Raw genomic sequence first — 22954 nt, 5'->3', positions numbered from 1 at the left:
GCATCAGCTGACATGATCCACCAGTATCCCCAACCGGTGGCACGGGCGGCTCCGGTGGGGTACGGGTGTCGCGACGCGGGCCGTTGCGACGGTGTCGCGCGATTCTCTCGGGCGCCTGGCACGGAAAGCTCCTCACGTGCGCCGATGACCGGATACGTGTCGTGGGGACGTGATCCGGCCGACGCCCGGTGCATGGTCCCGCGGGGGACGCGCCATCGCGTGGCACGGGCCGGTCAGTCCTCGCCCCTGACGATGTTCCACTCGGCGCTCGTGTGCGCCGCGGGCGAGGCACTGCGGTCCTCGACGGGGGCGACACACGTGCGGATGCCCTTCTTGTGGAGATGGCGGGACTTCGCCCAGCCGGTCTCGGTGACGCGCAGGGCCTGCTTCTTCGTGGTGCGCGGGGTCATGGCGCTTCAACTTCTCTCTGCCTGCCGAGCACTCGGCCGCGCCGGGCCGAGGAGCGCCGCGCCGAACGGCGCCAGGGTCTCGTTGTCGTGCCGACCGGGTTCCCGGGCGCCGTCGCCCGAAACGACGCCGCCGACCTGCGGCGGTCCTGATCGTCGCGAGGAGACGGCATGCCGCCGATGCCGCATAAGTCTGCTTTTTCGGCACAGCAAGAATCAACGTGTGAAAGCTACTGGCCCGGGAACCCCGTGCAAGTGCCGTCGAGAACACGGCGGTCACTCGGAGGAGGCTCTGCCACTCCACCCCCCGTCCCTGCGAACCACCTCTCCTGACGCACATTCCCCGTCCTTCGGCGCACGCCCCGCGAACTGCGCCGGACGGTGTTCCGCCCGGGTACCGGACCCCCGTGCGCCCTGACGCGAACGAAGGACTCCCCCCATGACTGATGACACCCCACGCATTCCCTGGCGGCGTGCCGCGGTGACCGGCGGCGCCGGATTCCTCGGCAGCCATCTCTGCGAACGCCTGCTGGATGCAGAGGTCGAAGTCGACTGCGTCGACAACCTGCTGTCCGGATCGCGCGAGAACGTCGCGCACCTCGAAGGCCGTCCCGGATTCCGGTACGTCGAGCAGGACGTCAGCGCCCCCGGCGCCCGCGACGTACTGGCCGGCCCCTACGACCTGGTCCTGCACTTCGCCTGTCCGGCCTCGCCCGTCGACTACCTGCGGCATCCGCTGGAGACACTCGACGCCGGAAGCCTCGGCACCCGCAACATGCTGGCCGTCGCCGAACGCGACGGCGCCAGGTTCCTGCTGGCCTCGACGTCCGAGGTGTACGGCGACCCCCTCGTGCACCCGCAGCGCGAGGACTACTGGGGCAACGTCAACCCGGTCGGTCCGCGCAGCGTGTACGACGAGTCCAAGCGGTTCGCCGAGGCACTGGTCACGGCGCACGTGAGCACCCGCGACGCCGACGCCGGCATCGTCCGGCTGTTCAACACCTACGGGCCGCGCATGCGCGCCATGGACGGCCGCGCCGTGCCCACCTTCGTCTGCCAGGCCCTGGCCGGCGAGCCGCTCACGGTGGCCGGTGACGGCAGCCAGACCCGGTCGCTGTGCTACGTCGACGACACCGTCGACGGGATCCTGCGGGTGGCCGCCAGCCGCTCGGTGCGGCCCGTCAACATCGGCGGCACCGACGAGGTCACCGTCGAAGAGATCGCCCGCCGCATCGTCGGCCTGACCGGATCCGCCTCCCGCATCGAGTTCGTCGAGCGCCCCGCCGACGACCCGCAGCGACGCCGGCCCGACACGACGCTGGCCCGGGAACTGCTGGGCTGGACGCCCCATGTGCCCTGGGAGGAAGGCGTCAAGCAGACCATCGCCTACTTCGCCGCGGCCCGGCCCGCCCTCGAGCGGGCGCCGCGCACCTGACACGCCCCCACACGGAGGAACCGCATGCGCGTCCTGGGAATCAACGCCCTCTTCCACGATCCGGCCGCCGCCCTCGTCGCCGACGGCCGTATCGTGGCGGCGGCCGAGGAGGAGCGCTTCAGCCGGCGCAAGCACGGCAAGCGGCCGGTCCCCTTCTCCGCCTGGGAACTGCCGGAGCTGTCCGCCCGGTGGTGCCTGGAGCAGGCCGGGCTGGCCCCGTCCGACCTCGACGCCGTCGCCTACTCCTACGACCCCGAACTGGCCCTGCCCGCGGACCAGCTGGGCCTGCACGACCCCTGGGACCACCTGCGCCAGCAGTACGCCCGCGAAGCCCCCGGCTTCCTGGCCGAGGCACTGCCCGGACTCGACCCGGACAAGGTCCGCTTCGTCGCCCACCACGTCGCCCACGCCGCCTCCGCAGGCCAGGCCTCCCCGTACCCCGACTGCGCGGTCCTGGTGCTGGACGGCCGCGGCGAATGCGGCTCCCACCTGGCCGGCCGCTACCTCAACCGGGAACTCGAGGTGTTCGCCGCGCAGTCCCTGCCCGACTCGCTGGGCCTGTTCTACGAGGACCTCACCCAGCACCTCGGATTCCTGCGCAGCAGCGACGAGTTCAAGGTGATGGCGCTCGCCTCGTACGGCACGCCCCGGTACCTCGACGCGCTGCGCGAGTACGTCGGCCCGGACGGCCCGGGGCGCTTCCGGGCCCGTCCCGTCCCCTGGGCGTCGCTGGTCCCGCCCCGCCCCGCGGACGCCGGCTGGACGCAGGACCACGCCGACCTCGCCGCCAGCGCGCAGGCCTGCCTGGAGGAGGTCCTGCTCGCCCTGGCGGGCCGGCTGCACGAGAACACCGGCGAGGACGTGCTGACCCTGGCCGGCGGGGTGGCCCTGAACTGCGTCGCCAACTCCCGGCTGCAGCGCGAGAGCCCGTTCCGCACCGTCTGGGTGCAGCCCGCTGCGGGAGACGCCGGCACCGCCCTGGGCGCCGCCCTGCACGTGGCCCACCAGAAGGAGACGGTGGAGGCGATGCCGACCGCCGCCCTGGGACGCGGCTGGAGCGACGCCGAGCTGCGCGCCTGGCTGGAACGGGCGCGCATCCCCTACGAGGAGCCCGAGGACATCGCCGAGACCGTCGCCGCCGAACTGGCCCGCGACGGCGTCGTCGCCTGGTTCCAGGGACGCAGCGAGTACGGCCCCCGGGCGCTCGGCCACCGCTCCCTGCTGGCCCACCCCGGCCGCGCCGCCAACCTCGAGCGGCTGAACGCCGTGAAGGGGCGCGAGGAGTTCCGGCCGGTCGCCCCCATGGTCCTCGCCGAACGCGCCGCGGAGCTCTTCGACGGGCCGCTGCCCAGCCCCTACATGCTCTTCGTCCACGACGTCGCCGAGGCCTGGCGCGCCCGCATCCCGGCGGTCGTCCACGTCGACGGCACCGCGCGCATCCAGACCGTCGAGCGCGCCGAGGAGCCCCTGGTGGCCCGGATGATCGACGCCTTCGAGCGCCGCACCGGCCTGCCCGTGGTGGTCAACACCAGCCTCAACACCGCGGGGCGCCCCATGGTCGACGATCCGCGCGACGCCCTGGAGTGCTTCGGCTCCGCCCCCGTCGACCTGCTCGCCCTCGGCCCGTTCGCCGTACGGCGCGGAAAGGTCTTCGCATGACCCCCACCGCCCCCGCCTACAGCGTCGTCGTCCCGACGATCGGCCGGGCCTGTCTCGCCGAGTGCCTGCGCGCCCTCGCCGCGTCCGACGGGCACCCGCCCGAGGAGGTCGTCGTCGTCGACGACCGTCCGGAGCCGACCGAACCGCTGCCGCTGACCGCCGCCGGCGTCCTGCGCGAGCGCGTGCGCACACTGCGCACGCACGGCCGCGGCCCCGCCGCCGCGCGCAACGCCGGCTGGCGAACGGTCGGCACGCCCTGGACCGTCTTCCTCGACGACGACGTCCGGGTGCTGCCCGGCTGGTCCCGCCTCCTCGCGGAGGACCTCGCCCGGGCGTCGGCCGACACCGGCGGGATCCAGGGCCGCCTGATCGTGCCGCTCCCGGCCGACCGCAGGCCCACCGACTTCGAGCGCGGCACCGCCGGCCTGACCCAGGCGGCCTGGGCCACCGCCGACATGGCCTACCGGACGGCGGCGCTGGCCGACGTCGGCGGCTTCGACGAGCGCTTCCGCCGGGCCTTCCGCGAGGACGCCGACCTGGCGCTGCGGGTCCTGGCGGCGGGCTGGGCGCTGCACCGCGGGCGCCGCACCACCAGCCACCCGGTGCGCGCGGCCGACCGCTGGGTGTCGGTGCGCGCCCAGCGCGGCAACGCCGACGACGTGCTGATGAACCGTCTGCACGGCCGCGACTGGTGGCACCGCGCCCAGGCCCCCCGCGGACGGCTGCCCCGGCACGCCCTCGTGACCGCCGCCGCCCTCGCCGCGCCCCTGTTCGCCCTGGCCGGCCGGCGCCGCGCCGCCCGCGCGGCCTGCGCCCTGTGGGCGGCCGGCACCACCGAGTTCGCCCTCGCCCGCATCGTGCCCGGCCCCTGCACCGCGCGGGAGACCGCGACCATGACCGCCACCAGCGTCCTCATCCCGCCCCTCGCCGTCGGCCACTGGCTGACCGGACAGATCCGGTACCGCCGGGCCGCACCCCTGCGGAGCACGCCGTGACCGCCCCGGCCCCCGCACCCGTCACCGCCGTCCTCTTCGACCGCGACGGCACCCTCGTCGAGGACGTCCCCTACAACGGCGACCCCGACCGGGTCCGGCTGCTGCCCGGAGCCCGTGACGCCGTGCGGCTGCTGCGCGCCGCGGGCGTCGCGACCGGCGTGGTCAGCAACCAGTCGGGCGTCGGCCGCGGCCTGATCACCCATGGCGACGTGCGGCGCGTCAACGCCCGGGTGGACGAACTGCTCGGCGGGCTCGGCACCTGGGCCTACTGCCCGCACCTGCCCGAGGCCGGCTGCGACTGCCGCAAACCGCGCCCGGGACTGGTGCTGCGGGCCGCCCGCGATCTCGGACGGCTGCCGCGGGAATGCGCGGTCGTCGGCGACATCGGCGCCGACGTCCAGGCCGCACGGGCCGCCGGCGCCCGCGGCGTGCTGGTCCCCACGGCGGTCACCCGGCCCGAGGAGATCGCCGGGGCCGCCGACACCGCGACGGACCTGCTGTCGGCCGTCCGGCTGCTGCTCACCGGCTCGGGGGGTGAGCGGTCATGAAGGCCCTGGTGGTACGCCTCGACAGTTTCGGCGACGTCCTGCTGGCCGGGCCCGCCGTCCGCGCGGTCGCCGCGCACGCCTCGCACGTCACCTTGGTCTGCGGGCCGCGCGGGGCGCCCGCCGCGCGGCTGCTGCCCGGCGTCGACGACGTGCTGGTGTGGCGGGCGCCGTGGGAGGGCTTCGACGCGCCCGCCGTGGACGAGGCGGACGTCGACGGACTGATCCGGTCCCTGCGGGCCGGGTCGTTCGACACCGCGCTCGTCCTGACCTCCTTCCACCAGAGCCCGCTGCCCACCGCGCTGCTGCTGCGGATGGCCGGTGTCCGGCGGATCGGCGCCGAGAGCGCCGACCACCCGGGCCGGCTGCTGGACGTACGGCACCGCCGGCTCCCCGGCCGCCACGAGGCCGAGGCCGCGCTCGACACCGCGGCAGCCATGGGATTCGCGCTGCCCCCCGCGGACGAGGGGCGGCTGCGGGTGCTGCCGCCGCCCGACACCACGGCCATGACCGGCAACGGTCCCTACGTCGTCGTCCACCCGGGAGCCAGCGCGCCGGCCCGGGCCTGGCCCCCCGCCCGCTGCGCGGAGGCCGTCGCGCAACTGGCCGCCGCCGGGCACCGGGTCGTGGTCACCGGCGGCCCCGACGAGAGGGCACTCACCCGTCAGGCGAGCGGCGACGCGGCCGTCGACCTCGGCGGCCGCACCGACCCGCGCACACTGGCGGGCGTCCTGCACATGGCCGACGTGGTGGTGTGCGGCAACACCGGTCCCGCCCATCTCGCGGCCGCCGTCGGCACTCCGGTCGTCTCGCTCTTCGCGCCGGTGGTCCCGGCGGAGCGGTGGGCCCCCTACGGCGTGCCGTGCGTGCTGCTCGGCGACCAGGACGCGCCCTGTGCGGACAGCAGGGCCCGGCACTGCCCGGTGCCCGGGCACCCGTGCCTGAACGAGGTGACGGCCGAGGAGGTGGTCACCGCGGTGCACAAGCTCCTGTGAACGGCGCCCGACGAGAAAGAACCCCCCATGAACATCCTGATATGGCACGTGCACGGTTCCTGGCTGACGTCGTTCGTGCAAGGCCCGCACACCTGCCTCGTGCCGGTGACACCGGACCGCGGTCCCGACGGGCTCGGCCGGGCGCGCACCTGGCGATGGCCGGAGAACGTACGGGAACTGACGCCCGATCAGCTGCGAGAGGCCGACATCGACCTGATGGTGCTCCAGCGGCCGCACGAACTCGAACTCGCCCGGCGCTGGACGGGCCGCCGGCCCGGCGTCGACGTGCCGGCCGTGTACGTCGAGCACAACAGCCCGCACGACTCGCCCGTGGACGACCGCCACCCGCTCGCCGACCGGTCGGACATCACGCTCGTCCACGTCACCCACTTCAACCACCTGATGTGGGACAACGGCCGGGCACCGACCGAGGTGATCGAGCACGGCATCATCGACCCGGGCCATCTGTGGACGGGCGAGGAGCCGCGCGCCGCGGTCGTCGTGAACGAGCCGGTGCGGCGCGGGCGTACGACGGGCACGGACCTGCTGCCCCGCTTCGCCGAGTGGGCGCCGCTGGACGTCTTCGGCATGGGCACCCGCGGCCTCGCCGGCCGTCTCGGCCTGCCGCCCGAACGCTGCCGCAGCCGCGACCTGGCCCAGAGCGAACTGCACCCGGCGATGGCCCGCCGCCGCCTGTACCTGCACCCCGTGCGCTGGACCTCGCTGGGACTGTCCCTGCTGGAGGCCATGTTCCTCGGCATGCCGGTGGTCGCGCTGGCCACCACCGAGGTCCGCGAGGCCGTGCCCGAGGGGGCCGGAGTCGTCTCCAACCGCATGGACGTCCTCCGGTGCGCCGTACGCGGACTGCTCGCGGATCCCGCCCACGCGCGCCGGACAGGGGAGGCCGCCCGGGCCGCGGCTCAGGCCCGATACGGAGAACGGCGCTTCCTGGACGACTGGGAACGCCTGATCAAGGAGGTCACCCGATGAGCCACAGCTACCCTTCGGCCGGCCGCGTCGCCATGGTCTCCGAGCACGCCAGCCCGCTGGCCGAGCTCGGCGGACCCGACGCCGGCGGACAGAACGTGTACGTGGCCCAGCTCGCCGGACTGCTCGCCCGCCGCGGACACGAGGTCACCGTCTACACACGCCGCGACGAGCGCCGGTTGCCGGACCGGGTCACCACACCCGACGGCGTACAGGTCGTGCACGTCCCCGCGGGGCCGGCCGCCCCCATACCCAAGGACGAACTCCCGCCCTACATGGCGCAGTTCGGAGCCTGGCTGGCCCGGGAGTGGGCGGCGCAGCCACCGGACGTCGTGCACGCCCACTTCTGGATGTCCGGGACGGCCGCCCTGACCGGGGCGCGTGACCTCGGCCTGCCCGTGGTGCAGACGTACCACGCGCTGGGCACGGTCAAGAAGCGCTACCAGGGCACGGCCGACACCAGCCCGCCCGAGCGCATCGAGACCGAGAAGGCCGTGGGCCGCGGGAGCAGCGCGATCATCGCCACCTGCGAGGACGAGGTGGCCGAACTCGTGGCCATGGGACTGCCCCGGCGGACCATCACCGTCGTGCCCTGCGGAGTGGACGCCGAGCAGTTCGCCCCCGGCCCGGCGGACCGGCGCGCCCGGTCCGGGCCGCGACGGCTGCTGACCGTCGGCCGGTTCGTGCCCCGCAAGGGCTTCGACCGGGCCATCCGCGCCCTGGCCCACGTGCCCGGCGCCGAACTCGTCGTCGCCGGCGGGCCGGAATCCGCCCTGCTCTACGCCGAACCCGAGGCCGAACGGCTCCTGGCCATCGCCGACGCGTGCGGGGTGGGCGACCGCGTGACGTTCCTCGGCGGCGTCGGCCGCAGCCGGATGCCGCAGCTGATGTCCGAGGCCGACCTGGTGCTCTCCCTGCCGCGCTACGAGCCCTTCGGCATCGTCCCCGTCGAGGCCATGGCCTGCGGCACACCCGTCGTCGCCACCGCCGTCGGCGGCCAGCTCGACACCGTCGAGGACGGCCGCACCGGCGTCCTGGTCCCGCCCGGGGAGGGCGACGAGCAGCGCGTCGGTGCCACCATCCGCCGCCTGCTCGACGACCCGGACCTGCTGGAACGCTACGGCGCCCAGGGGCGGCAGCGGGTCCTGGAGCGCTACACCTGGGACCGCGTGGCCGACGGAGTCACCCGTGTCTACAGCGCCGTCTCGTCCCTGCCCTCGCTCTCGGGAGTCGTCCGATGAAACTCGTCACCGACACCGCGCACTGCGACGACCTGATGGAGGCGCTCGCCCGGTTCCGCCACGACGTCTCCCGCATCGAGCGGTGGGGCGCCGCCCTGGCCGGCCGGCTCGCCGGCGGCGCGCGGCTCCTCGTGGCGGGCAACGGCGGCAGCGCCGCCCAGGCCCAGCACCTGACCGCCGAACTGGTGGGCCGCTACCGCGACGACCGCCCGCCCTTCTCCGCGCTGGCCCTGCACGCCGACACCTCCTCCACCACCGCCATCGCCAACGACTACGGCGTGCAGGAGATCTTCGCCCGCCAGGTCGCCGCGCACGGCCGCGCCGGGGACGTCCTGATGCTGCTGTCCACCAGCGGCGCCAGCGCCAACCTGCTCTCCGCCGCCACCGAGGCCCACCGCCTGGGCCTGAGCGTCTGGGCCGTCACCGGCCCCGCGCCCAACCCGCTGCAGGCCACCGCAGACGACGCCCTGTGCGTGGACGCGGCCACCTCCGCCACCGTGCAGGAACTGCACCTGGTGGCCGTGCACATGCTCTGCGAGTCCTTCGACCGCGCGGTCGGCCACCAGCGGCACCCTCGGCACGGGCGGGAGTCCGGCCCGCGCTGGGCGGTGGCGGGAAAGGAGCACCCATGAGCACGCCGGCCCCGCTGCTCGTCGTGGGCGACGCCCTGCTCGACCAGGACGTGACCGGGCGCGTCGAACGGCTCGCGCCCGACGCGCCCGTGCCCGTCGTCAGCGACGCCCGGCACGCGAGCCGGCCCGGGGGAGCGGCCCTGGCTGCCTGCCTCGCCGCGGCCGACGGCCGGGAGGTCACCCTGATCACCGCACTCGGCGACGACCCGGCCAGCGCGTCCGTACGGGAGATGCTGCACGGCCGCGTCCGGCTGGTGGCGCTGCCCCTGACCGGGACCCTGTCCAGCAAGACCCGCGTCCTCGCCGAGGGCCGCCCGCTGCTGCGCCTGGACGACGGCGAGGGCCGGGCCCGGGAATCGACCCGCGAGGCGCGCCGGGTGATCGCCGGGGCGGCCGCCGTCCTGGTGTCCGACTACGGCCGCGGCAGCGCCGAGACCCTGCGCGAGGCACTGGCCGAAGCGGCGGGGCGGGCGCCCGTCGTCTGGGATCCGCACCCCCGGGGGCAGCCGCCGGTGCCGGGCGTCCGCGTCGCCACCCCCTCCGTGGCCGAGGCCCGCGCCTTCGCCCGCCGGGTGGACAAGGACCGGCAGCCGGGCCCCGCGGGCGAGTTGCGCGTCGCGGCGCGGGACGCCGCCACGCTGGTCCAGGCGTGGCGCACCGCGTCCGTGGCCGTGACGCTGGGCGGGCGCGGCGCGCTGCTGTCGCACGGCGGGACGCCGCTGATGGTGCCCTCGCCGGAGCGCGCGCAGGGCGACCCCTGCGGCGCCGGCGACCGGTTCGCGGCCACCACGGCCAGGCTCCTGGCGGACGGCGAGCTCACCGAGGACGCCGTGCGCGGCGCCGTGCACGCCGCCACCCGCTACGTCGCCGAGGGCGGCGTACGCTCACTCGCCGCCGAGCCCGCGCCCCCGGCCACGGGCGACCCCACCGACGAGGCGCTGGGCGCGGCCGCCCGGGTCCGCGCGGCCGGCGGCACCGTCGTCGCGGCCGGCGGCTGCTTCGACCTGCTGCACGCCGGTCACGTGGGCCTGCTGCAGGCGGCCCGGCGCAGCGGCGACTGCCTGGTGGTGTGCGTCAACTCGGACGCGTCCGTACGCCGGCGCAAGGGCGACGGCCGGCCGCTGGTGCCGCTCGCGGACCGGATCAGGGTGCTGCGCGCCCTGGAGTGCGTGGACGCGGTCGCCGTGTTCGACGAGGACACGCCCGAGCGGCTGCTGGGCGAACTGCGCCCGCACATCTGGGCCAAGGGCGGCGACTACGCGCGCACCCCGATGCCGGAGGCCGCGCTCGTGGCGAGCTGGGGCGGACAGGTCGTCCTCTTCCCCTACCTGGACGGCCGTTCCACCACCGGTATCGCCGAACGCGCCGCCCTCACCCCGTCCGCGGCCGGCCTGACCCCCGCGGGCCCGCGCGGAGGGCGGCGGTGACGCCGGCGGCGCGGCGGCCCACCCTGCTGGTGCTGCGCGCGCTGGGACTGGGCGACCTGCTCGCCGGAGTGCCCGCACTGCGCGGCCTCAGGCGCGCCTTCCCCGGCCACCGCGTGGTGCTGGCCCTGCCCGCCGCCCTCACCGAGGCCGCGCTCGCCACGGCAGCCGTCGACGAGGTGTTTCCGGCCGAGGCGCCCGGACGGGGCGTGCCGTCGCTGACGCACTGGCCCGGACCGCCCCCGGACCTCGCCGTCGACCTGCACGGCAACGGACCCGAGAGCCGCGACGTCCTGGCCGCCCTCCACCCCCGGCGGCTGCTCGCCCACGCCGGCCACCGGCCGTCCCTGTGGCGGGCGGACGAACACGAGCGCGAACGCTGGTGCCGCTTCCTGCGGGCGCACGGCATCGCCGCCGAACCGGACGACGTACGGCTGCCGCCCCCGCCCGTCCCCTCCCCGGCGCCGGGAGCCGTCGTCGTCCACCCCGGCGCGGACGCGCCGGCCCGCCGCTGGCCGGCCGAGCGCTACGGCGGCCTGGCCAGGCGCCTGCGCGCCGCCGGCCACCGCGTGGTCGTCAGCGGCGGCCCCGGCGAGGACGCGCTCGTGCGGGCCGTCGCCGAGCGCGCCGGACTCGCGCCCCGGGACCTGCTGCCCGGCGGTCTCGCCTTCGGCGAGCTGTCCGCGCTGGTCGCCCGCGCCGCGCTCGTCGTCAGCGGCGACACCGGCCTCGCCCACCTCGCCGTCGCCCACGCCACCCCGTCCGTCACGCTCTTCGGACCCGTGTCGCCCCGGCTGTGGGGCCCGCCCCGCGACGTCCGGCACACGGCCCTGTGGGAACCGGGCCCGCCAGGGGACCCGCACGGCGCCGTCCCCGATCCCCGCCTGCTGCGGATCGGCGTCGGAGAGGCCACCGCCGCGGCGCTGGAACAGCTGCGCCACCACTCGGCAACCAGCCCGCAACGGAAGGGAATTGATGCTCGTGCCGCCGCCCGTCCACGGTGACCGGCCGCCCGGAGACGCCGACGCCCCGGACGACCGGGTCACGGTCGCGGTGATCACCCGCGACCGCCGCGACAGCCTCCTGCACACCCTCGACGAACTCGGCACCCTGCCCGAGCGGCCCCCGGTCATCGTCGTCGACAACGGCTCCGACGACACCACCGCGCGGGCCCTGCGCCACCACCCGTCCGGCGCCCGTGTCCTGCGACCCGGCGAGAACACCGGCGCGCTGGGCCGCAACCTCGCCGTGCGCCGGGCGGCCACGCCCTACGTCGCCTTCAGCGACGACGACTCCTGGTGGTCGCCCGGGGCGCTGCGGCGCGCCGCCGACCTGCTCGACGCGCATCCCCGGCTGGGCCTGCTGGCGGCGCGCACCCTGCTCAGCCCCGGCGGCGCCGAGGACCCCCTGAACGCCGTACTCGCCGAATCCCCCCTGCCCGCGGAGGCGGACCTGCCGGGACGGCCGGTGCTCGGCTTCCTGGCCTGCGCCTGCGTGGTGCGCCGGGAGGCCTTCCTCGCCGCTGGCGGCTTCCATCCGGTGCTGTTCTTCGGCGCGGAGGAGACGCTGCTCGCCTACGACCTCACGGCCGGCGGCTGGGGCGTCGCCTACGAGCCCTCGCTGACGGCCTGGCACGCTCCCGCCCCCGGCGGCCGCCACGGCCGCAGCCCGGTGATCCGCCGCAACGAGGTGCTGACCCTGTGGCTGCGCCGGCCGGTGGGCCTCGCCCTGCGGGCCAGCGCCCGCCTCGCCGCCGCCGCCGTCGCCGACCGCCCCGGCGCCCGCCGCGCCCTGCGCGAGCTCCTGGAACGGCTGCCCGCGGCCCTCGCCCGGCGCCGACGGCTTCCCGCGCGGGTCGAGCGGGCGGCCGGACTGCTGGAGACCGGGGCGGAGCACCCGCCGCCAGGACCCGAGGAGGCCGAGCGCCATGGCCGTTGACGCCACCGCACCCGACGGACGGGTGACCGTCGTGGTCATCACGCACAACCGCCGCGACGAACTGCTGCGCACCCTCGGTGAGCTGGACGGGCTGCCGGAGCGGCCGGAAGTGATCGTCACCGACAACGCTTCCTGCGACGGCACCGCGGAAGCCGTCCGGCGGGACTTCCCCCGCGTCCGCCTGCTGCGGCCGGAGCGCAACCTGGGCGCCGTGGGCCGCAACCTCGCCGTGCGCCGGGTGCGCACGCCGTACGTCGCCTTCTGCGACGACGACAGCTGGTGGGAGCCGGGCAGCCTGAGCCGCGCGGCCGACGTGCTCGACGCGCGGCCGGGGCTCGCCGCCGTCACCGCCCGCATCGTCGTGGAGCCGTCCGGGGCCGAGGATCCCGTCGTACCGGAACTGCGCGACTCACCGCTGACCGGCCCCGACTGGCTGCCCGGTCCGGCGCTCGGCTCCTTCCTCGCCGCCGCCACCGTCCTGCGCACCGAGGCGTTCCGCGGCGCGGGCGGCTTCCATCCGGGTCTGTGGCTCGGCGGCGAGGAGGAACTGCTGGCCACCGATCTGCTGCGGCAGGGCTGGTGGCTGGCCTACCTCGACGACCTGCTGGTCCACCACGCGGCGTCGGAGCGGCGGGACAGCACCCGGCGCCGGATCCTCGGGCTGCGCAACACGCTGTGGTTCACCTGGCTGCGCCGCCCGGTGCTGCCCGCGCTGCGCCGCACGGCCGCGCTGCTGGCCGGCGTGCCGCGGGACGCCGCCTCCGTCCGCGCCGTGGCCCACGCGCTGGCCGGCCTGCCCTGGGTGCTGCGGCAGCGCGACCCCGTGGGCCCGGAGGTCGAGGGCGTGCTGGCGACCCTGCAGCGGGCGCGGCGCGGGTCGGCGGCCCGCAAGTACGTGGGCTGACCGCCGGCCGGGTGCGTGGGCCGGCGGCCGGCCGCCTCAGGCGTCCCCGTCGGCCGGCTCCTGCCGGGCGGACGACTCCAGATGTCCGGCCAGCCGCTGCGCCTGCAGCAGCAGAGTGCCGTACGCCGACGCCTCCTGGGGCTCGGACCGCAGGCCGTCCGGCATCCGCTCGTGCAGGCCGTCCACCGTGGCCCGCATCTTCTTGGCGGCCTGCTGCAGGTCCTCCTGGCGCTCCGCGCCGAAGCCGCTCTCCGCGTACAGCCGCATCACCTCCGCCGCCTCGGTCAGGAAGTCGGCGTAACCGCGGATCAGGGGCAGCCGGGACCACCGTTCCTGGCGGCCCTCGGCCGCCGCCTCGAGCAGGGTGCGGGTGAGTTCCGTGGTGTGCACGGCGGCGTATTCCAGGACCAGGATCACGGCGTCGTAGTCCTTGCCCGGGAACGACCGGGCGAGCGTGCGCCGGCGCACGTTGCCCCAGAGGCTCTCCCGGCTCCAGCCGACGGCCGACCGGGACTCCGCCACGAGATGCTTCAGGTGCAGGGCCCGCCGGTGCCAGCCGTTCGCCTCCTCCTCGCCCCACTCCCCGTCGGCCAGGCACGACGCCGGTGCCTCGAGGATCCCGGCCGTCTCCTGGGCGGCCTCGCTCAGCGAGGCACGGGCGTTGCGCAGGTAGACGGGCGGCCGGATCAGCGCGTTGACGGCGATGCCGACTGCGGCTCCGAAGGCGGCCTCGGCGATGCGGAACCCTGACGTCGCCACGCTGACCTTCTGGTCGGTGAGGACGAAGAGGGCGCCGGTCGCCGTGTAGATCCCTTGGCGTCCCAGGCGTGACCAGGAACTGAGGAGCACCACGATGGGCAGGACGAGACCCATGGTGCCGATCCTGTTGTGCATCAGCAGGATCAGGCCCGTGGCCATGGCCGTGCCCGCGGCGATGGCCACCAGCTGCTGCAGCGCGTGGGCGACCGACTGATAGACGGTCGACTCCACGAGCAGGATCGCCATCCAGGGTGCCATGTAGGCCACGGGAGCGTGCAGCCACCAGCCGGCCACCGCCCAGGACAGCCAGGCCGCGAGCGCGGCCTTCAGCGCTTGCGCGGCGAGATCCCGCTCCCTGCACGGTCCCTGGCATGCGCGCTGAACGGCCTGCGCCACCCCCGACAGCCTCGTGGCCACGGCCCGAGTCGCGTCCGACGTCCATGTCATTTCGGTTTTTTCCCCGCATTCTCCGCATGGTGCAAAGGGGGTGGGTTCCCCAGGCCGGCGGGCCGAAGCAACGAGCCTCGGGTGCGAAAGCCCACGCCGGAGCGGGACACGGAGCGGGGCGTGCGGCAGGGACGCCGCGAAGGGCACCGGGGCCATGCCGCCCGAGCCCCCCTCGCGCCGATCCGGCCTCAGCGAAACGCCACCGGCGAAGCCGCGGGGGCTCAGGCGAAGTCGGTCTCCCCGGCCGTCACGATCCGGGCGCCCATGTTGCGTTCCATCATCTCCAGCGCGGCGGACCCGAGGCGGGGATGGATGCAGGCGACGGCGTCCCTGGGCACGGTGACGTCCAGATGGCGGATGTGCGCGTCCAGGGCGGAGTACAGGACGCACTGTTCGGTGACCTGACCGCTGAGGACGACGTGGTCGACACCCAGGCGCCACAGCAGGTAGGACATCGGCGTCTCGTAGAAGACGGAGTGCCGCGCCTTCAGCACGAAGAGCGCGTCGTCGTCGGGCCGCAGCGGCTCGACGAGATCGCGGTGCGGCGTGGACAGCGCCTTCTCCACGATCTCTCCCTGGTGGGAGCGCCACGACCCGAAGTTGTCGTTCGCGTAGACCACCGGCGCGCCCGCCTCCCGGGCCCGGCCGATGAGGCCGGCCACGACGGGCACCACGCGCTCGGCGGAGGGCACGAGCAGGTCGGCGTCCTCGTGATCGTAGGTGTTGATCATGTCGATCACGATGAGTGCGTGCACCGTGCCTCCAGCGGGGCGCTGCCGTGGTCGTCGCGACGGTTCCGGGGAACGCGCGTGAGAGCGCGCTGGCGAGTACCCGGCCGAGGAGCGAAGCTAACGGGAAGGGCGCGAGTGGCACGCCGTCCCTCTGCTTCTTCCGGGTCCGCCGGGGAACCCGGTGCCCCGGCAGTCCCCCTCAGCGCGCCAGGAGGCGTTGTGAGCCAGAACCGGGCCACGACGGACGTCGCACCGGAGCCGGCCGACACCCTGCTGCTGGACGTCGTCCGGGACTGCGGCGCGTCCAGGGGGCTGCTCTACGTGCTGCCGCGGGACGGTGACGCCCTGTGGCTGGTGGCGCTGACCGGGACTCCCCGTGAAATGGCCGTTCCGTGGACCCGGGTGGGGCTCGCCGACGCGGTACCGGTGGCCGACGCGGTACGGGCCGGCCGCCTGATCTGGGTCGGCGACATGGAGGAGATGGCCCGCCGCTATCCGCGCACGTCCCTGGTGCTGCCGTACGCCTTCGCGCTGGCCGCCGCCCCGCTCACCGCACGGCACTCCGCCGTCGGCGGTCTGGTGCTGCTGTGGCCCGCCGCCCATCCGGCGCGGCTCAGCGGGGCCGAGCGCGCGGTCATCGACGCCGGCTGCCGCCGGCTGGGCCGGCTGCTGCAGGACACCGGCGTCCGCGACAGCCCGCGCCCGCCGGGTGGACCACGCATCCTGCCCCACCCCTCGCGCGCCGGTGCCGCACCGGCCGAGGGGGGCGAGGCTGCCGCGTTCATCGCCCGGCTGCCCGGAGGGGCCTGCGCGCTGGACGACGCCGGACGGTTCACCTTCGTCACACCGGAGGCGGCACGGCTCCTCGGCGCCGACGCGGGCTCCCTGCTGGGCACGCTGCCGTGGGAGGCACTGCCGTGGATGGACGTCGCCGAGATCGAGGACCACTACCGGGCGGCGGTGGTGAGCGAGCGGCCCACCACCTTCACGGCGGTGCGCCCTCCGGACACCCCGCTCGCCTTCGCCCTCTACCCGGACGCGTCCGGCATGAGCGTACGGATCACCCGCGGCGACCCGCGCGACGAACTGCCGCCGGGCCCGGTGGCGTCGCCCGCCGGCGCCGCCGGAACGGCCGACCCCGCCGCCGGCGGAGCGAGCCGGGCCGGCTTCCTCTACCACCTCATGCACCTGGCCGCGACGCTCACCGAGGCCGTCGGCGTCCAGGACGTGGTGGACCAGGCCGCCGACCAGCTCATGCCCGCCCTCGGCGCGACCGCCATGGCCGTCAACGCGCCGCGGGAGGGCAGACTGCGCATCCTCGGCTACCGGGGCTACGACCCCGGACTCATGGAACGCTTCGACGACCTGCCCCTCACGGCCGACACCCCGGCCCTGCACGTGATGGAGAGCGGCAGCCCGCAGTTCTTCACCGGGTTCGACGAACTCCGGCGGTCCTACCCCCGCGCCGTCCGCCTGGACGACAAGACGTCCTGGGCGTTCCTGCCGCTGATCGCGTCCGGCCGGCCCGTCGGCTCCCTCGTCCTGTCCTACGACCGGCCCCGGCACTTCCCGCCCCCCGAGCGCGCGGCGCTCATGGCGCTGGCCGGTCTCATCGGCCAGGCCCTCGAACGAGGCCGCCTCTACGACACCCAGTACGCCGTCGCCCATCAGCTCCAGGCCGCCCTGCTGCCGAGGCATCTGCCGTCCCTCCCCGGGCTGCGGGTCACCGCCCGTTACCAGCCGGCCGGGCAAGGAGTGGAGGTGGGCGGGGACTTCTACGACCTCATCCGGCTGACCGACAGCACCGTCGCCGCCGCGATCGGCGACGTCCAGGGACACGACATCGACGCGGCGGCCCTCATGGGGCAGGTCCGCACCGCCGTGCACGGCCACGCCACCGCCGGCGCCTCCCCGGGCGGCGTCCTCGCCCGGACCAACCGCCTGCTCGTCGACCTGGAACCGGACCGGTTCGCCAGCTGTCTCTACATGCACCTCGACCTCGCCCGCCATGCGGCGTGCCTGGCGAGCGCCGGCCACCCGCCCGCCCTGCTGCGCCACGCCGACGGCCGCACCGACGTGCTGCGCGCGTCCCCCGGGCTGCTGCTCGGCATCGAGCGCGAGGCCGGCTACCCGGCCGTCGAGTTCCCGCTGGAGCCCGGCTGCACCCTCGTGCTCTACACGGACGGACTCGTCGAGCGGCCCGGCGTCGACGTCGACGACGCCATCGCCGCGCTCGCCGCACTGGTCGCACGCACCGACCCCGCGGACCCGGACGCCATGGCCGACGCCTTGATCCGGCACGCCTCCGACTGCGCCGACGATCTGGCCCTGCTGATCCTTCACGTCACGGCCCGGGAGGCGGCCGGCGGGTGAACGTGCCCGGTCGTGTCGGGCACATGGCGCGGGGTACCCGGTGCGCGCAAGAGCACGACGGCGGCATCGGGAGCGTGCGCCCCGCCCCGGGCGCGGCATCGCGAAGGGAGCGTTCATGGTGTACGACGCCCACGGCGCGGACCGCTCCGGCGACTCGGGCCCCGCCGGCCTGCACGTCGCGCCGGAGGAGCCCGCTCCCGCGGCACCGGCGCGGCGGGACCTGCCCGTGGACCGCACCCAGGCGATCCTGGAGGCGGCCAAGCGGGTGGGCGCGCTGCTGAAGGAGAAGGGGCACCGGTTCGCACTGGCCGGGAGCGTCGCCGTCTACGCCCACGGCGGCGGCGGGCGGCTCCAGCACGACGTCGACTTCTGCGTCCTGCGCGAGGACGCCGACGCGGTGGCGGCCACGCTGCGCGAAGGCGGGCTCACCGTGCGCTCGGCACCGGAGGACTGGCTGCTGAAGGCCACCTGCTTCGGTCAGCTGGTCGACATCATCTTCGAACTCTCCCACCGCCCCGTGACACCGGAGCTGCTCGCGCGCGCGGGTGAACTCCCGGTCGACTCCGTGCAGATGCCGGTGCTGTCGCCGACGGACGTGATGGTGAGCCTGCTCAACGCCTTCTCGGAACACCACTGCGACTTCGGAGCCGTGCTCCCGGCCGCGCGCACTCTGCGGGAGAAGGTCGACTGGGAGGACGTACGGCGCAGCTGCGGTGACGAGCCCATGCCGGCGGCGTTCCTGTACCTCCTGGAGCGGCTGAACGTCATAGCTCCCGGGGCGGCGACGCCAGCCAAGGCGGCGGGAATCGAGGCCGCCGAGGCCGAGGCCGCCGGTCCCCACGTCGCCGATCTCCACGTCACGGATTCCCACGTCACGGATTCCCGGCGGGAGGCCGAGTCCGCCCCGTCCCCGAAGGGAGCGTCATGAGCGGGACTCCCGGGTCCGCCGAGTACCGAGTCGCCCACCTGACCGAGCGCTTCGCCACGGGAGGCTGCGGCGCATTGGGCGTGCGAGCCGAGATGCGCGGCGAGGCCGTCCTGCTGACCGGCACGGTCCCCTCGGACCGGTGCCGCGACGACATCCTGCGGCTCACCCGCGAGGAGTTCCCGGACGCCACGGTGCGCTGCGACCTCGTCACGGCGCGCACGGCTCCGCCCGACGACGCGGAGGACCTCTCGTGATCCGGGTGGCGGCCGTGGGCGACATCCACATGGGGCCGGAGAGCAACGGCCTGCTCAGGCCCGCGTTCGAGACCCTGTCCGACTGCGCCGACCTGCTGCTCCTGGCCGGCGACCTCACCCGCCACGGCACGGTGGACGAGGCCCGGGTCGTCGCACAGGAGGTCGAGGACCTTCCGGTGCCGGTCGTCGCGGTCCTCGGCAACCACGACCACCACGGCGACCGCCCGGACGAGATCACCACCCTCCTCGAGAAATCCGGCGTGCGGATGCTGGAGGGCGGGTCCACCGTCGTGGCCGCGGGCGGCGCCCGCGTCGGAGTCGCGGGCACGAAGGGGTTCGGAGGCGGGTTCGCGGGGCGCTGCGCGGGGGAGTTCGGCGAGAGCGTCATGAAGGAGTTCGTCCGCCACTCCCGCGCGTGCGCGGACGGCCTGCGGACCGCGCTCGACGAGCTCTCCCGGACGGACTGCGACGTACGCATCGCCCTCACCCACTTCTCGCCCGTACCGGACACGCTGGCGGGTGAGCCGCTGGAGATCTATCCGTTCCTCGGCAGCTACCTGCTGGCCGAGGCGATCGACGCCGCGGGCGCCGACCTCGCCGTCCACGGGCACGCCCACTCCGGCACGGAGCACGGCATGACCAGCGGTGGCGTACAGGTGCGGAACGTGGCGCAGCCCGTCATCGGACGGGCCTTCCACGTCTACAACCTCGGCGGCTGAGCCCGGCCGCACCGCCGTTCGGACGCCGCGCGGTCAGGTGTCGCGCGATCCGATGTCGCGTCGCTCCAGCGGCCGCACGGCGGGCCCCTGGAGAATGCTGCCGTCCGGCGCGAAGCGCGAGCCGTGGCACGGGCACTCCCACGCCTGTTCCGCACGGTTGAACGCCACCAGGCAGCCGAGGTGGGTGCAGCGCGCCGACACCGCGCGCAGTTCGCCCTTCTCGTCCCGGTGCACGGCGCAGTGCCGTGCGCCCACGCGCACCACGGCACCTTCGCCCCGGGGAACGTCCTCCGGCGTGAGGGGCCGGGTCACCGACGACAGCCGGTCGCCGAGGAAGTGCCGTCCCACCTTGGCCTGGTTCTTCAGGAACGTCGCGCCCTCGCGGACCACCGTGCCCAGACGGCGGGGATCGTAGAGGCCGGCCCACTCGACCTCGCGACCGTGGACGAGGTCACTGATCAGGCGGCCCGCCATGATGCCGCCGCTCAGTCCCCAGCCGCCGAACCCGGTGGCCACGTACGTGTGGTCGCTGCCGGCGCGCATCGGCCCGACGAGGGGCACGGAGTCGGTGGAGTCGTTGTCCTGCGTGGCCCAGCGGTGGGTGACCGTGAAGCCCTCGAACCGGTCGCCGGCCCAGGCGGACAGCCGGGCGAAGCGCTCTTCGACGTCGGCGGTACCGGGGGTGATGTGCTCGCCGGTGACGACCAGCAGGCGTGTGCCGTCCCGGTACGGCGCGCTGCGCACCGAGCGGGTGGACTGCTCGGGAGTGATGTGCATGTCCCGCGGGGCCCGCTCCTCCTCGATGGTCCCGGCCACGACCAGTTCGCGGCGCGGCGAGAGCCGGGTGAAGAGAAGAGCCCGGTCGAACACGGGGTAGTGCGTGGCCACCACCACCTCGTCGGCGCGCACCGACACGCCCGCGTCGGTCCTCAGCACGCAGGGTTCACCCTCGGAGAGGCCGACCACACGCGTGCCCTCGTACACGGCGCCGCCGCGTCGGCGCAGATCGCCGGCGAGCGCCAGCAGGTACTTGCAGGGGTGGAACTGGACCTGGTTCGTCACCCGGACCGCCCCGGCGATCGGGAAGGGCAGCTCCGACTCGGTGACGAAGTCGGCCGGCAGGCCCGCCTCGCGCGCGGCCTCCGCCTCCGCGCGCAGTTCTCCCACGCGCCGGCGGTCCTCGGCGTAGGTGAAGGCCGACGCCTCCTCCCACTCGCAGTCGATGCCGAGCTCGTCGACGATCCCGGCGGCGTGCTCGATCGCCGCCGTCTGCGAGCGCGCGTAGAGCCGCGCCCCCTCCGGTCCGCGGGTGCGGCGCAGGTGGTCGTAGACCAGCGTGTGCTGAGCGCTGAGCTTGGCGGTGGTGTGTCCGGTGACCCCCGCGGCGATGCGGTCCGCCTCGAGCACCGCCACCTCCCGCCCCTGCCGGACCAGCTCCCAGGCCGTGCTCAGCCCCGCGATCCCGCCGCCGATCACGGCGACCTCGACGGTGATGTCTCCGGACGGCTGCGGGGCGGGCTCGCCCCGCGGCGCGGTCTGGAGCCAGTACGATCCCTGCGTCCTCGTCTCAGCGTTCATGAGCGCCGGGTTCCCCCCTCGCGGTCGGGCACGCGGAGCCGGGCCGGAAGCCCACGCCGAGCCAGAAGGCCCTCACCCATTTCAAGATCACACGTCAGTGATCGCTGTCACCAACCTCCGTGGACAGAACACCTAGGCCAGAAGCCGGAGCACGGCCTCTTCGACCGGACCCTGCGTGGCGGGCTCACCGAACCGGACTCCCGCGCCCAGACGGTCCAGGTCCGGCGCGATGGTCCGGCCCTCCTCGAAGAGCTCGATGACCCTCGGATTGATGTACGAGGCGCGGCAGACCGCGGGTGTGTTGCCCAGATAGCGGGCCACCTCGCGCACGGCGCGGGCCTCGGCGCGCTTGCGGGCCGTGCGTGACTCCGCGGCGACGGGCGCCGCCACGGCGAGCGCCACGGCCGCGAGCACGGTGGCGTGCCAGGTCCGGAAGTCCTTCGCGGTGAGGCGGGTGCCCGTGCGTTCCTGGAGGTAGGCGTTGAGATCGTCCGCGTGGATGTTGTGCCAGGAACGGCTCTCCCAGTAGGCGAAGAGGCGCTCGCTGTCGTCCCCGCGGCGCAGCAGTGCCCGCAGGACGCGGCACACGGACTCCTCGGACAGCGCCAGGGACACTTCCTTGGCGCCCTTGCCCGGGTAGGTGAAGCGGACTTCGCCACGGCGGTGGGTGACATGCCGGCGCAGCAGCGTGGTGAGGCCGTGCGACTCGTTGTCCCGGCGGTAGGCGTCGTTGCCGACGCGGAAGAAACCCAGGTCGAGCAGGCGTGCCGCACAGGCCAGCACACGGTCCCGGCACAGGCCCCGGGCGTCGAGGTCGTCCGCGGTGTGTTTGCGCAACCGGGGCAGGGCCGGGGCCACTTCCAGCACGTGCTCGTGCTTGGCCGCCTCCTGCCGCTCACGGAAGCGCGGGTGGTACAGGTACTGACGGCGCCCGGCGGCGTCGGTGCCCACCGCCTGGATGTGCCCGTCGGCGGCGGGGCAGATCCACACGTCCTGCCAGGCCGGCGGTATCACCAGCGCGCGCAGCCGCTCCTTCTCGGCCGCGTCGGCGATCGGGCGGCCGTCGGGCCCGACGTAGCGGAAGCCCTTGCCGCAGCGGAGTCTGGTGATGCCCGGCCTGTGCGGGTCGCTGGTGCGCAGGCGGGCCCCGCGCAGCACATCACCGGACCGCTCCGGCGCATTCACAGCCACGACGTGATGCGTTCCCCGGCACTGCTGACCCGGCACAGCAGCCGGAAGGCCTGGAACAGGGTGAGGGGCCACAGCGCGGCGAAGGTCCATATCACGGCCGGGTCGGAGGTGCGGATCCCGATCACGGCGAGGGCCAGCGAGGCGCACACCAGGACCGCCACCGTGAGCGCGAGCCGGCGCCGCGGGCGTGGGGGGCGTGTCTGGCCCATACGCCGGACAAGGCGTCGGTCGCCGCTGAGTTCGGCCTCGATGTGCCGCAGGGCGACCCTCTCGTGCGGTGACAGCACGATGTCGTTGGGCTTGTCACGGTCGTTCACGATCAGCACCTCATTCCACCCGGGCCCGCGACACCGGACCACTGGGCCCGCCCCGCCTCGTGCGGCGTGGGGGCCCGAGCGCCCGGTGATGCCCCGTCGAGTGCCCCGGAACGGCCGTCCGACGCCTCTCGCGGGCCAAGTTCCGGCGCTCCGGCCGTACGTACGGTCCGCGGTTCGGGCGAGCGGGCGACGGTGCGGTGGCTCCACATGCTCGACGGCACGCGGGCACGCGGGCACGCGTCGCCGGCCGCGCGGCGCGGCCGGCTCGAGGCAGAGCGGACCGGCCGGTCCGAGCGGGCGGACGACGCGCGCACCTGCGCGGAACTCACGGCGATGGAGGCCGAGTCGGGCGGCGCCGCCGGGGCGGCAGCGGACACGCCGGGTCCGGGCCGGCGGAGCGGGCCAGGGGCCGTCTGCGCCGCTTCGAGGACCGGTGCGGCGGGCGAGGGCGGTGACACCGCCGGCCGACGGGGGCGCATCCGGCCGGACGACCCG

21 protein-coding genes and 1 pseudogene are annotated in these 22954 nt (G+C 75.1%); 16 read left to right on the top strand and 6 right to left on the bottom strand.

From position 1 onward, the window contains the following. Positions 1–233 precede the first annotated feature (233 nt). The gene (locus ACJ9NR_RS02120) at positions 234–410 is read right to left on the bottom strand and encodes a hypothetical protein (RefSeq protein WP_412490098.1); all 177 of its coding nucleotides are present in this window, start codon (positions 408–410) and stop codon (positions 234–236) included. Positions 411–846: 436 nt separating this feature from the next. On the opposite strand from ACJ9NR_RS02120, the gene ACJ9NR_RS02115 reads away from it, so the two are divergent. From ACJ9NR_RS02115 to ACJ9NR_RS02060, 12 genes are read left to right on the top strand one after another with little or no spacing between them, the layout of a single operon-like run. Then, positions 847–1842, top strand: coding sequence for an NAD-dependent epimerase/dehydratase family protein (locus tag ACJ9NR_RS02115; protein WP_412490099.1), 996 nt, complete (start codon positions 847–849; stop codon positions 1840–1842). Positions 1843–1866: 24 nt separating this feature from the next. Further along, positions 1867–3501, top strand: coding sequence for a carbamoyltransferase family protein (locus tag ACJ9NR_RS02110; RefSeq protein ID WP_412490100.1), 1635 nt, complete (start codon positions 1867–1869; stop codon positions 3499–3501). Continuing rightward, positions 3498–4496, top strand: coding sequence for a glycosyltransferase family 2 protein (locus tag ACJ9NR_RS02105; protein WP_412490101.1), 999 nt, complete (start codon positions 3498–3500; stop codon positions 4494–4496). The genes ACJ9NR_RS02110 and ACJ9NR_RS02105 overlap by 4 nt, the downstream gene beginning before the upstream one ends. After that, a complete protein-coding gene (locus tag ACJ9NR_RS02100; RefSeq protein ID WP_412490102.1) occupies positions 4493–5044 on the top strand; it encodes a D-glycero-alpha-D-manno-heptose-1,7-bisphosphate 7-phosphatase in 552 nt (183 codons plus the stop codon). Before ACJ9NR_RS02105 ends, ACJ9NR_RS02100 begins: the two co-directional genes overlap by 4 nt. Continuing rightward, on the top strand, positions 5041–6036 hold the full coding sequence (locus tag ACJ9NR_RS02095) for a glycosyltransferase family 9 protein (RefSeq protein ID WP_412490103.1): 996 nt from the start codon (positions 5041–5043) through the stop codon (positions 6034–6036). Before ACJ9NR_RS02100 ends, ACJ9NR_RS02095 begins: the two co-directional genes overlap by 4 nt. 27 nt (positions 6037–6063) lie before the next feature. Continuing rightward, a complete protein-coding gene (locus ACJ9NR_RS02090) occupies positions 6064–7026 on the top strand; it encodes a glycosyltransferase (protein ID WP_412490104.1) in 963 nt (320 codons plus the stop codon). Continuing rightward, positions 7023–8264: a glycosyltransferase gene (locus ACJ9NR_RS02085; RefSeq protein WP_412490105.1), complete on the top strand. Its 1242-nt coding sequence runs from the start codon at positions 7023–7025 to the stop codon at positions 8262–8264. Before ACJ9NR_RS02090 ends, ACJ9NR_RS02085 begins: the two co-directional genes overlap by 4 nt. Next, positions 8261–8896: a D-sedoheptulose-7-phosphate isomerase gene (locus ACJ9NR_RS02080; RefSeq protein WP_412490106.1), complete on the top strand. Its 636-nt coding sequence runs from the start codon at positions 8261–8263 to the stop codon at positions 8894–8896. The genes ACJ9NR_RS02085 and ACJ9NR_RS02080 overlap by 4 nt, the downstream gene beginning before the upstream one ends. Beyond that, positions 8893–10323 (top strand): PfkB family carbohydrate kinase, encoded by a 1431-nt coding sequence (locus ACJ9NR_RS02075; protein WP_412490107.1) that lies wholly within the window; start codon positions 8893–8895, stop codon positions 10321–10323. The genes ACJ9NR_RS02080 and ACJ9NR_RS02075 overlap by 4 nt, the downstream gene beginning before the upstream one ends. After that, complete coding sequence (locus tag ACJ9NR_RS02070; protein ID WP_412490108.1) at positions 10320–11324, top strand: glycosyltransferase family 9 protein; 1005 nt, start codon at positions 10320–10322, stop codon at positions 11322–11324. The genes ACJ9NR_RS02075 and ACJ9NR_RS02070 overlap by 4 nt, the downstream gene beginning before the upstream one ends. Next, positions 11296–12258 carry a glycosyltransferase family 2 protein gene (locus ACJ9NR_RS02065; RefSeq protein WP_412490109.1) on the top strand — a complete coding sequence of 321 codons (963 nt, stop codon included), beginning with the start codon at positions 11296–11298 and terminating at the stop codon, positions 12256–12258. Before ACJ9NR_RS02070 ends, ACJ9NR_RS02065 begins: the two co-directional genes overlap by 29 nt. Continuing rightward, a complete protein-coding gene (locus tag ACJ9NR_RS02060; RefSeq protein ID WP_412490110.1) occupies positions 12248–13162 on the top strand; it encodes a glycosyltransferase family 2 protein in 915 nt (304 codons plus the stop codon). The genes ACJ9NR_RS02065 and ACJ9NR_RS02060 overlap by 11 nt, the downstream gene beginning before the upstream one ends. A gap of 36 nt (positions 13163–13198) precedes the next feature. Here ACJ9NR_RS02060 and ACJ9NR_RS02055 read toward each other — a convergent pair whose 3' ends face one another. Together ACJ9NR_RS02055 and ACJ9NR_RS02050 are read right to left on the bottom strand one after the other, a co-directional pair. Next, entirely contained in the window at positions 13199–14317 is a 1119-nt protein-coding gene (locus ACJ9NR_RS02055) for an FUSC family protein (protein ID WP_412490111.1), read from the bottom strand. Between the two features lie 272 nt (positions 14318–14589). Then, on the bottom strand, positions 14590–15099 hold the full coding sequence (locus ACJ9NR_RS02050) for a cysteine hydrolase family protein (RefSeq protein WP_412490534.1): 510 nt from the start codon (positions 15097–15099) through the stop codon (positions 14590–14592). Between the two features lie 219 nt (positions 15100–15318). Between ACJ9NR_RS02050 and ACJ9NR_RS02045 the strand changes: the two genes are divergently transcribed. From ACJ9NR_RS02045 to ACJ9NR_RS02030, 4 genes and pseudogenes are all read left to right on the top strand, one after another. After that, positions 15319–17472 carry a SpoIIE family protein phosphatase gene (locus tag ACJ9NR_RS02045; protein ID WP_412490112.1) on the top strand — a complete coding sequence of 718 codons (2154 nt, stop codon included), beginning with the start codon at positions 15319–15321 and terminating at the stop codon, positions 17470–17472. A gap of 115 nt (positions 17473–17587) precedes the next feature. Next, positions 17588–18247 (top strand): annotated as a pseudogene (locus ACJ9NR_RS02040) (nucleotidyltransferase family protein); the annotation flags it as partial. Between the two features lie 149 nt (positions 18248–18396). Beyond that, complete coding sequence (locus tag ACJ9NR_RS02035; protein ID WP_412490113.1) at positions 18397–18654, top strand: hypothetical protein; 258 nt, start codon at positions 18397–18399, stop codon at positions 18652–18654. Then, positions 18651–19373: a metallophosphoesterase family protein gene (locus ACJ9NR_RS02030; protein WP_412490114.1), complete on the top strand. Its 723-nt coding sequence runs from the start codon at positions 18651–18653 to the stop codon at positions 19371–19373. The genes ACJ9NR_RS02035 and ACJ9NR_RS02030 overlap by 4 nt, the downstream gene beginning before the upstream one ends. Before the next feature lie 33 nt (positions 19374–19406). Here ACJ9NR_RS02030 and ACJ9NR_RS02025 read toward each other — a convergent pair whose 3' ends face one another. From ACJ9NR_RS02025 to ACJ9NR_RS02015, 3 genes are all read right to left on the bottom strand, one after another. Beyond that, on the bottom strand, positions 19407–20951 hold the full coding sequence (locus ACJ9NR_RS02025; protein WP_412490115.1) for an FAD-dependent oxidoreductase: 1545 nt from the start codon (positions 20949–20951) through the stop codon (positions 19407–19409). A 132-nt stretch (positions 20952–21083) separates the two neighbouring features. Next, entirely contained in the window at positions 21084–22142 is a 1059-nt protein-coding gene (locus ACJ9NR_RS02020) for a DNA topoisomerase IB (RefSeq protein ID WP_412490116.1), read from the bottom strand. Further along, positions 22133–22459 carry a DUF3040 domain-containing protein gene (locus tag ACJ9NR_RS02015; RefSeq protein ID WP_412490117.1) on the bottom strand — a complete coding sequence of 109 codons (327 nt, stop codon included), beginning with the start codon at positions 22457–22459 and terminating at the stop codon, positions 22133–22135. The genes ACJ9NR_RS02020 and ACJ9NR_RS02015 overlap by 10 nt, the downstream gene beginning before the upstream one ends. Positions 22460–22954 lie beyond the last annotated feature (495 nt).

The sequence above is a fragment of the Streptomyces sediminimaris genome (assembly GCF_047049295.1).
GTDB classification, from domain to species: Bacteria; Actinomycetota; Actinomycetes; order Streptomycetales; family Streptomycetaceae; genus Streptomyces; species Streptomyces sediminimaris.
Note: the sequence above shows the minus strand (reverse complement) of the source record. Positions and strands in the feature narration are given on the sequence as shown.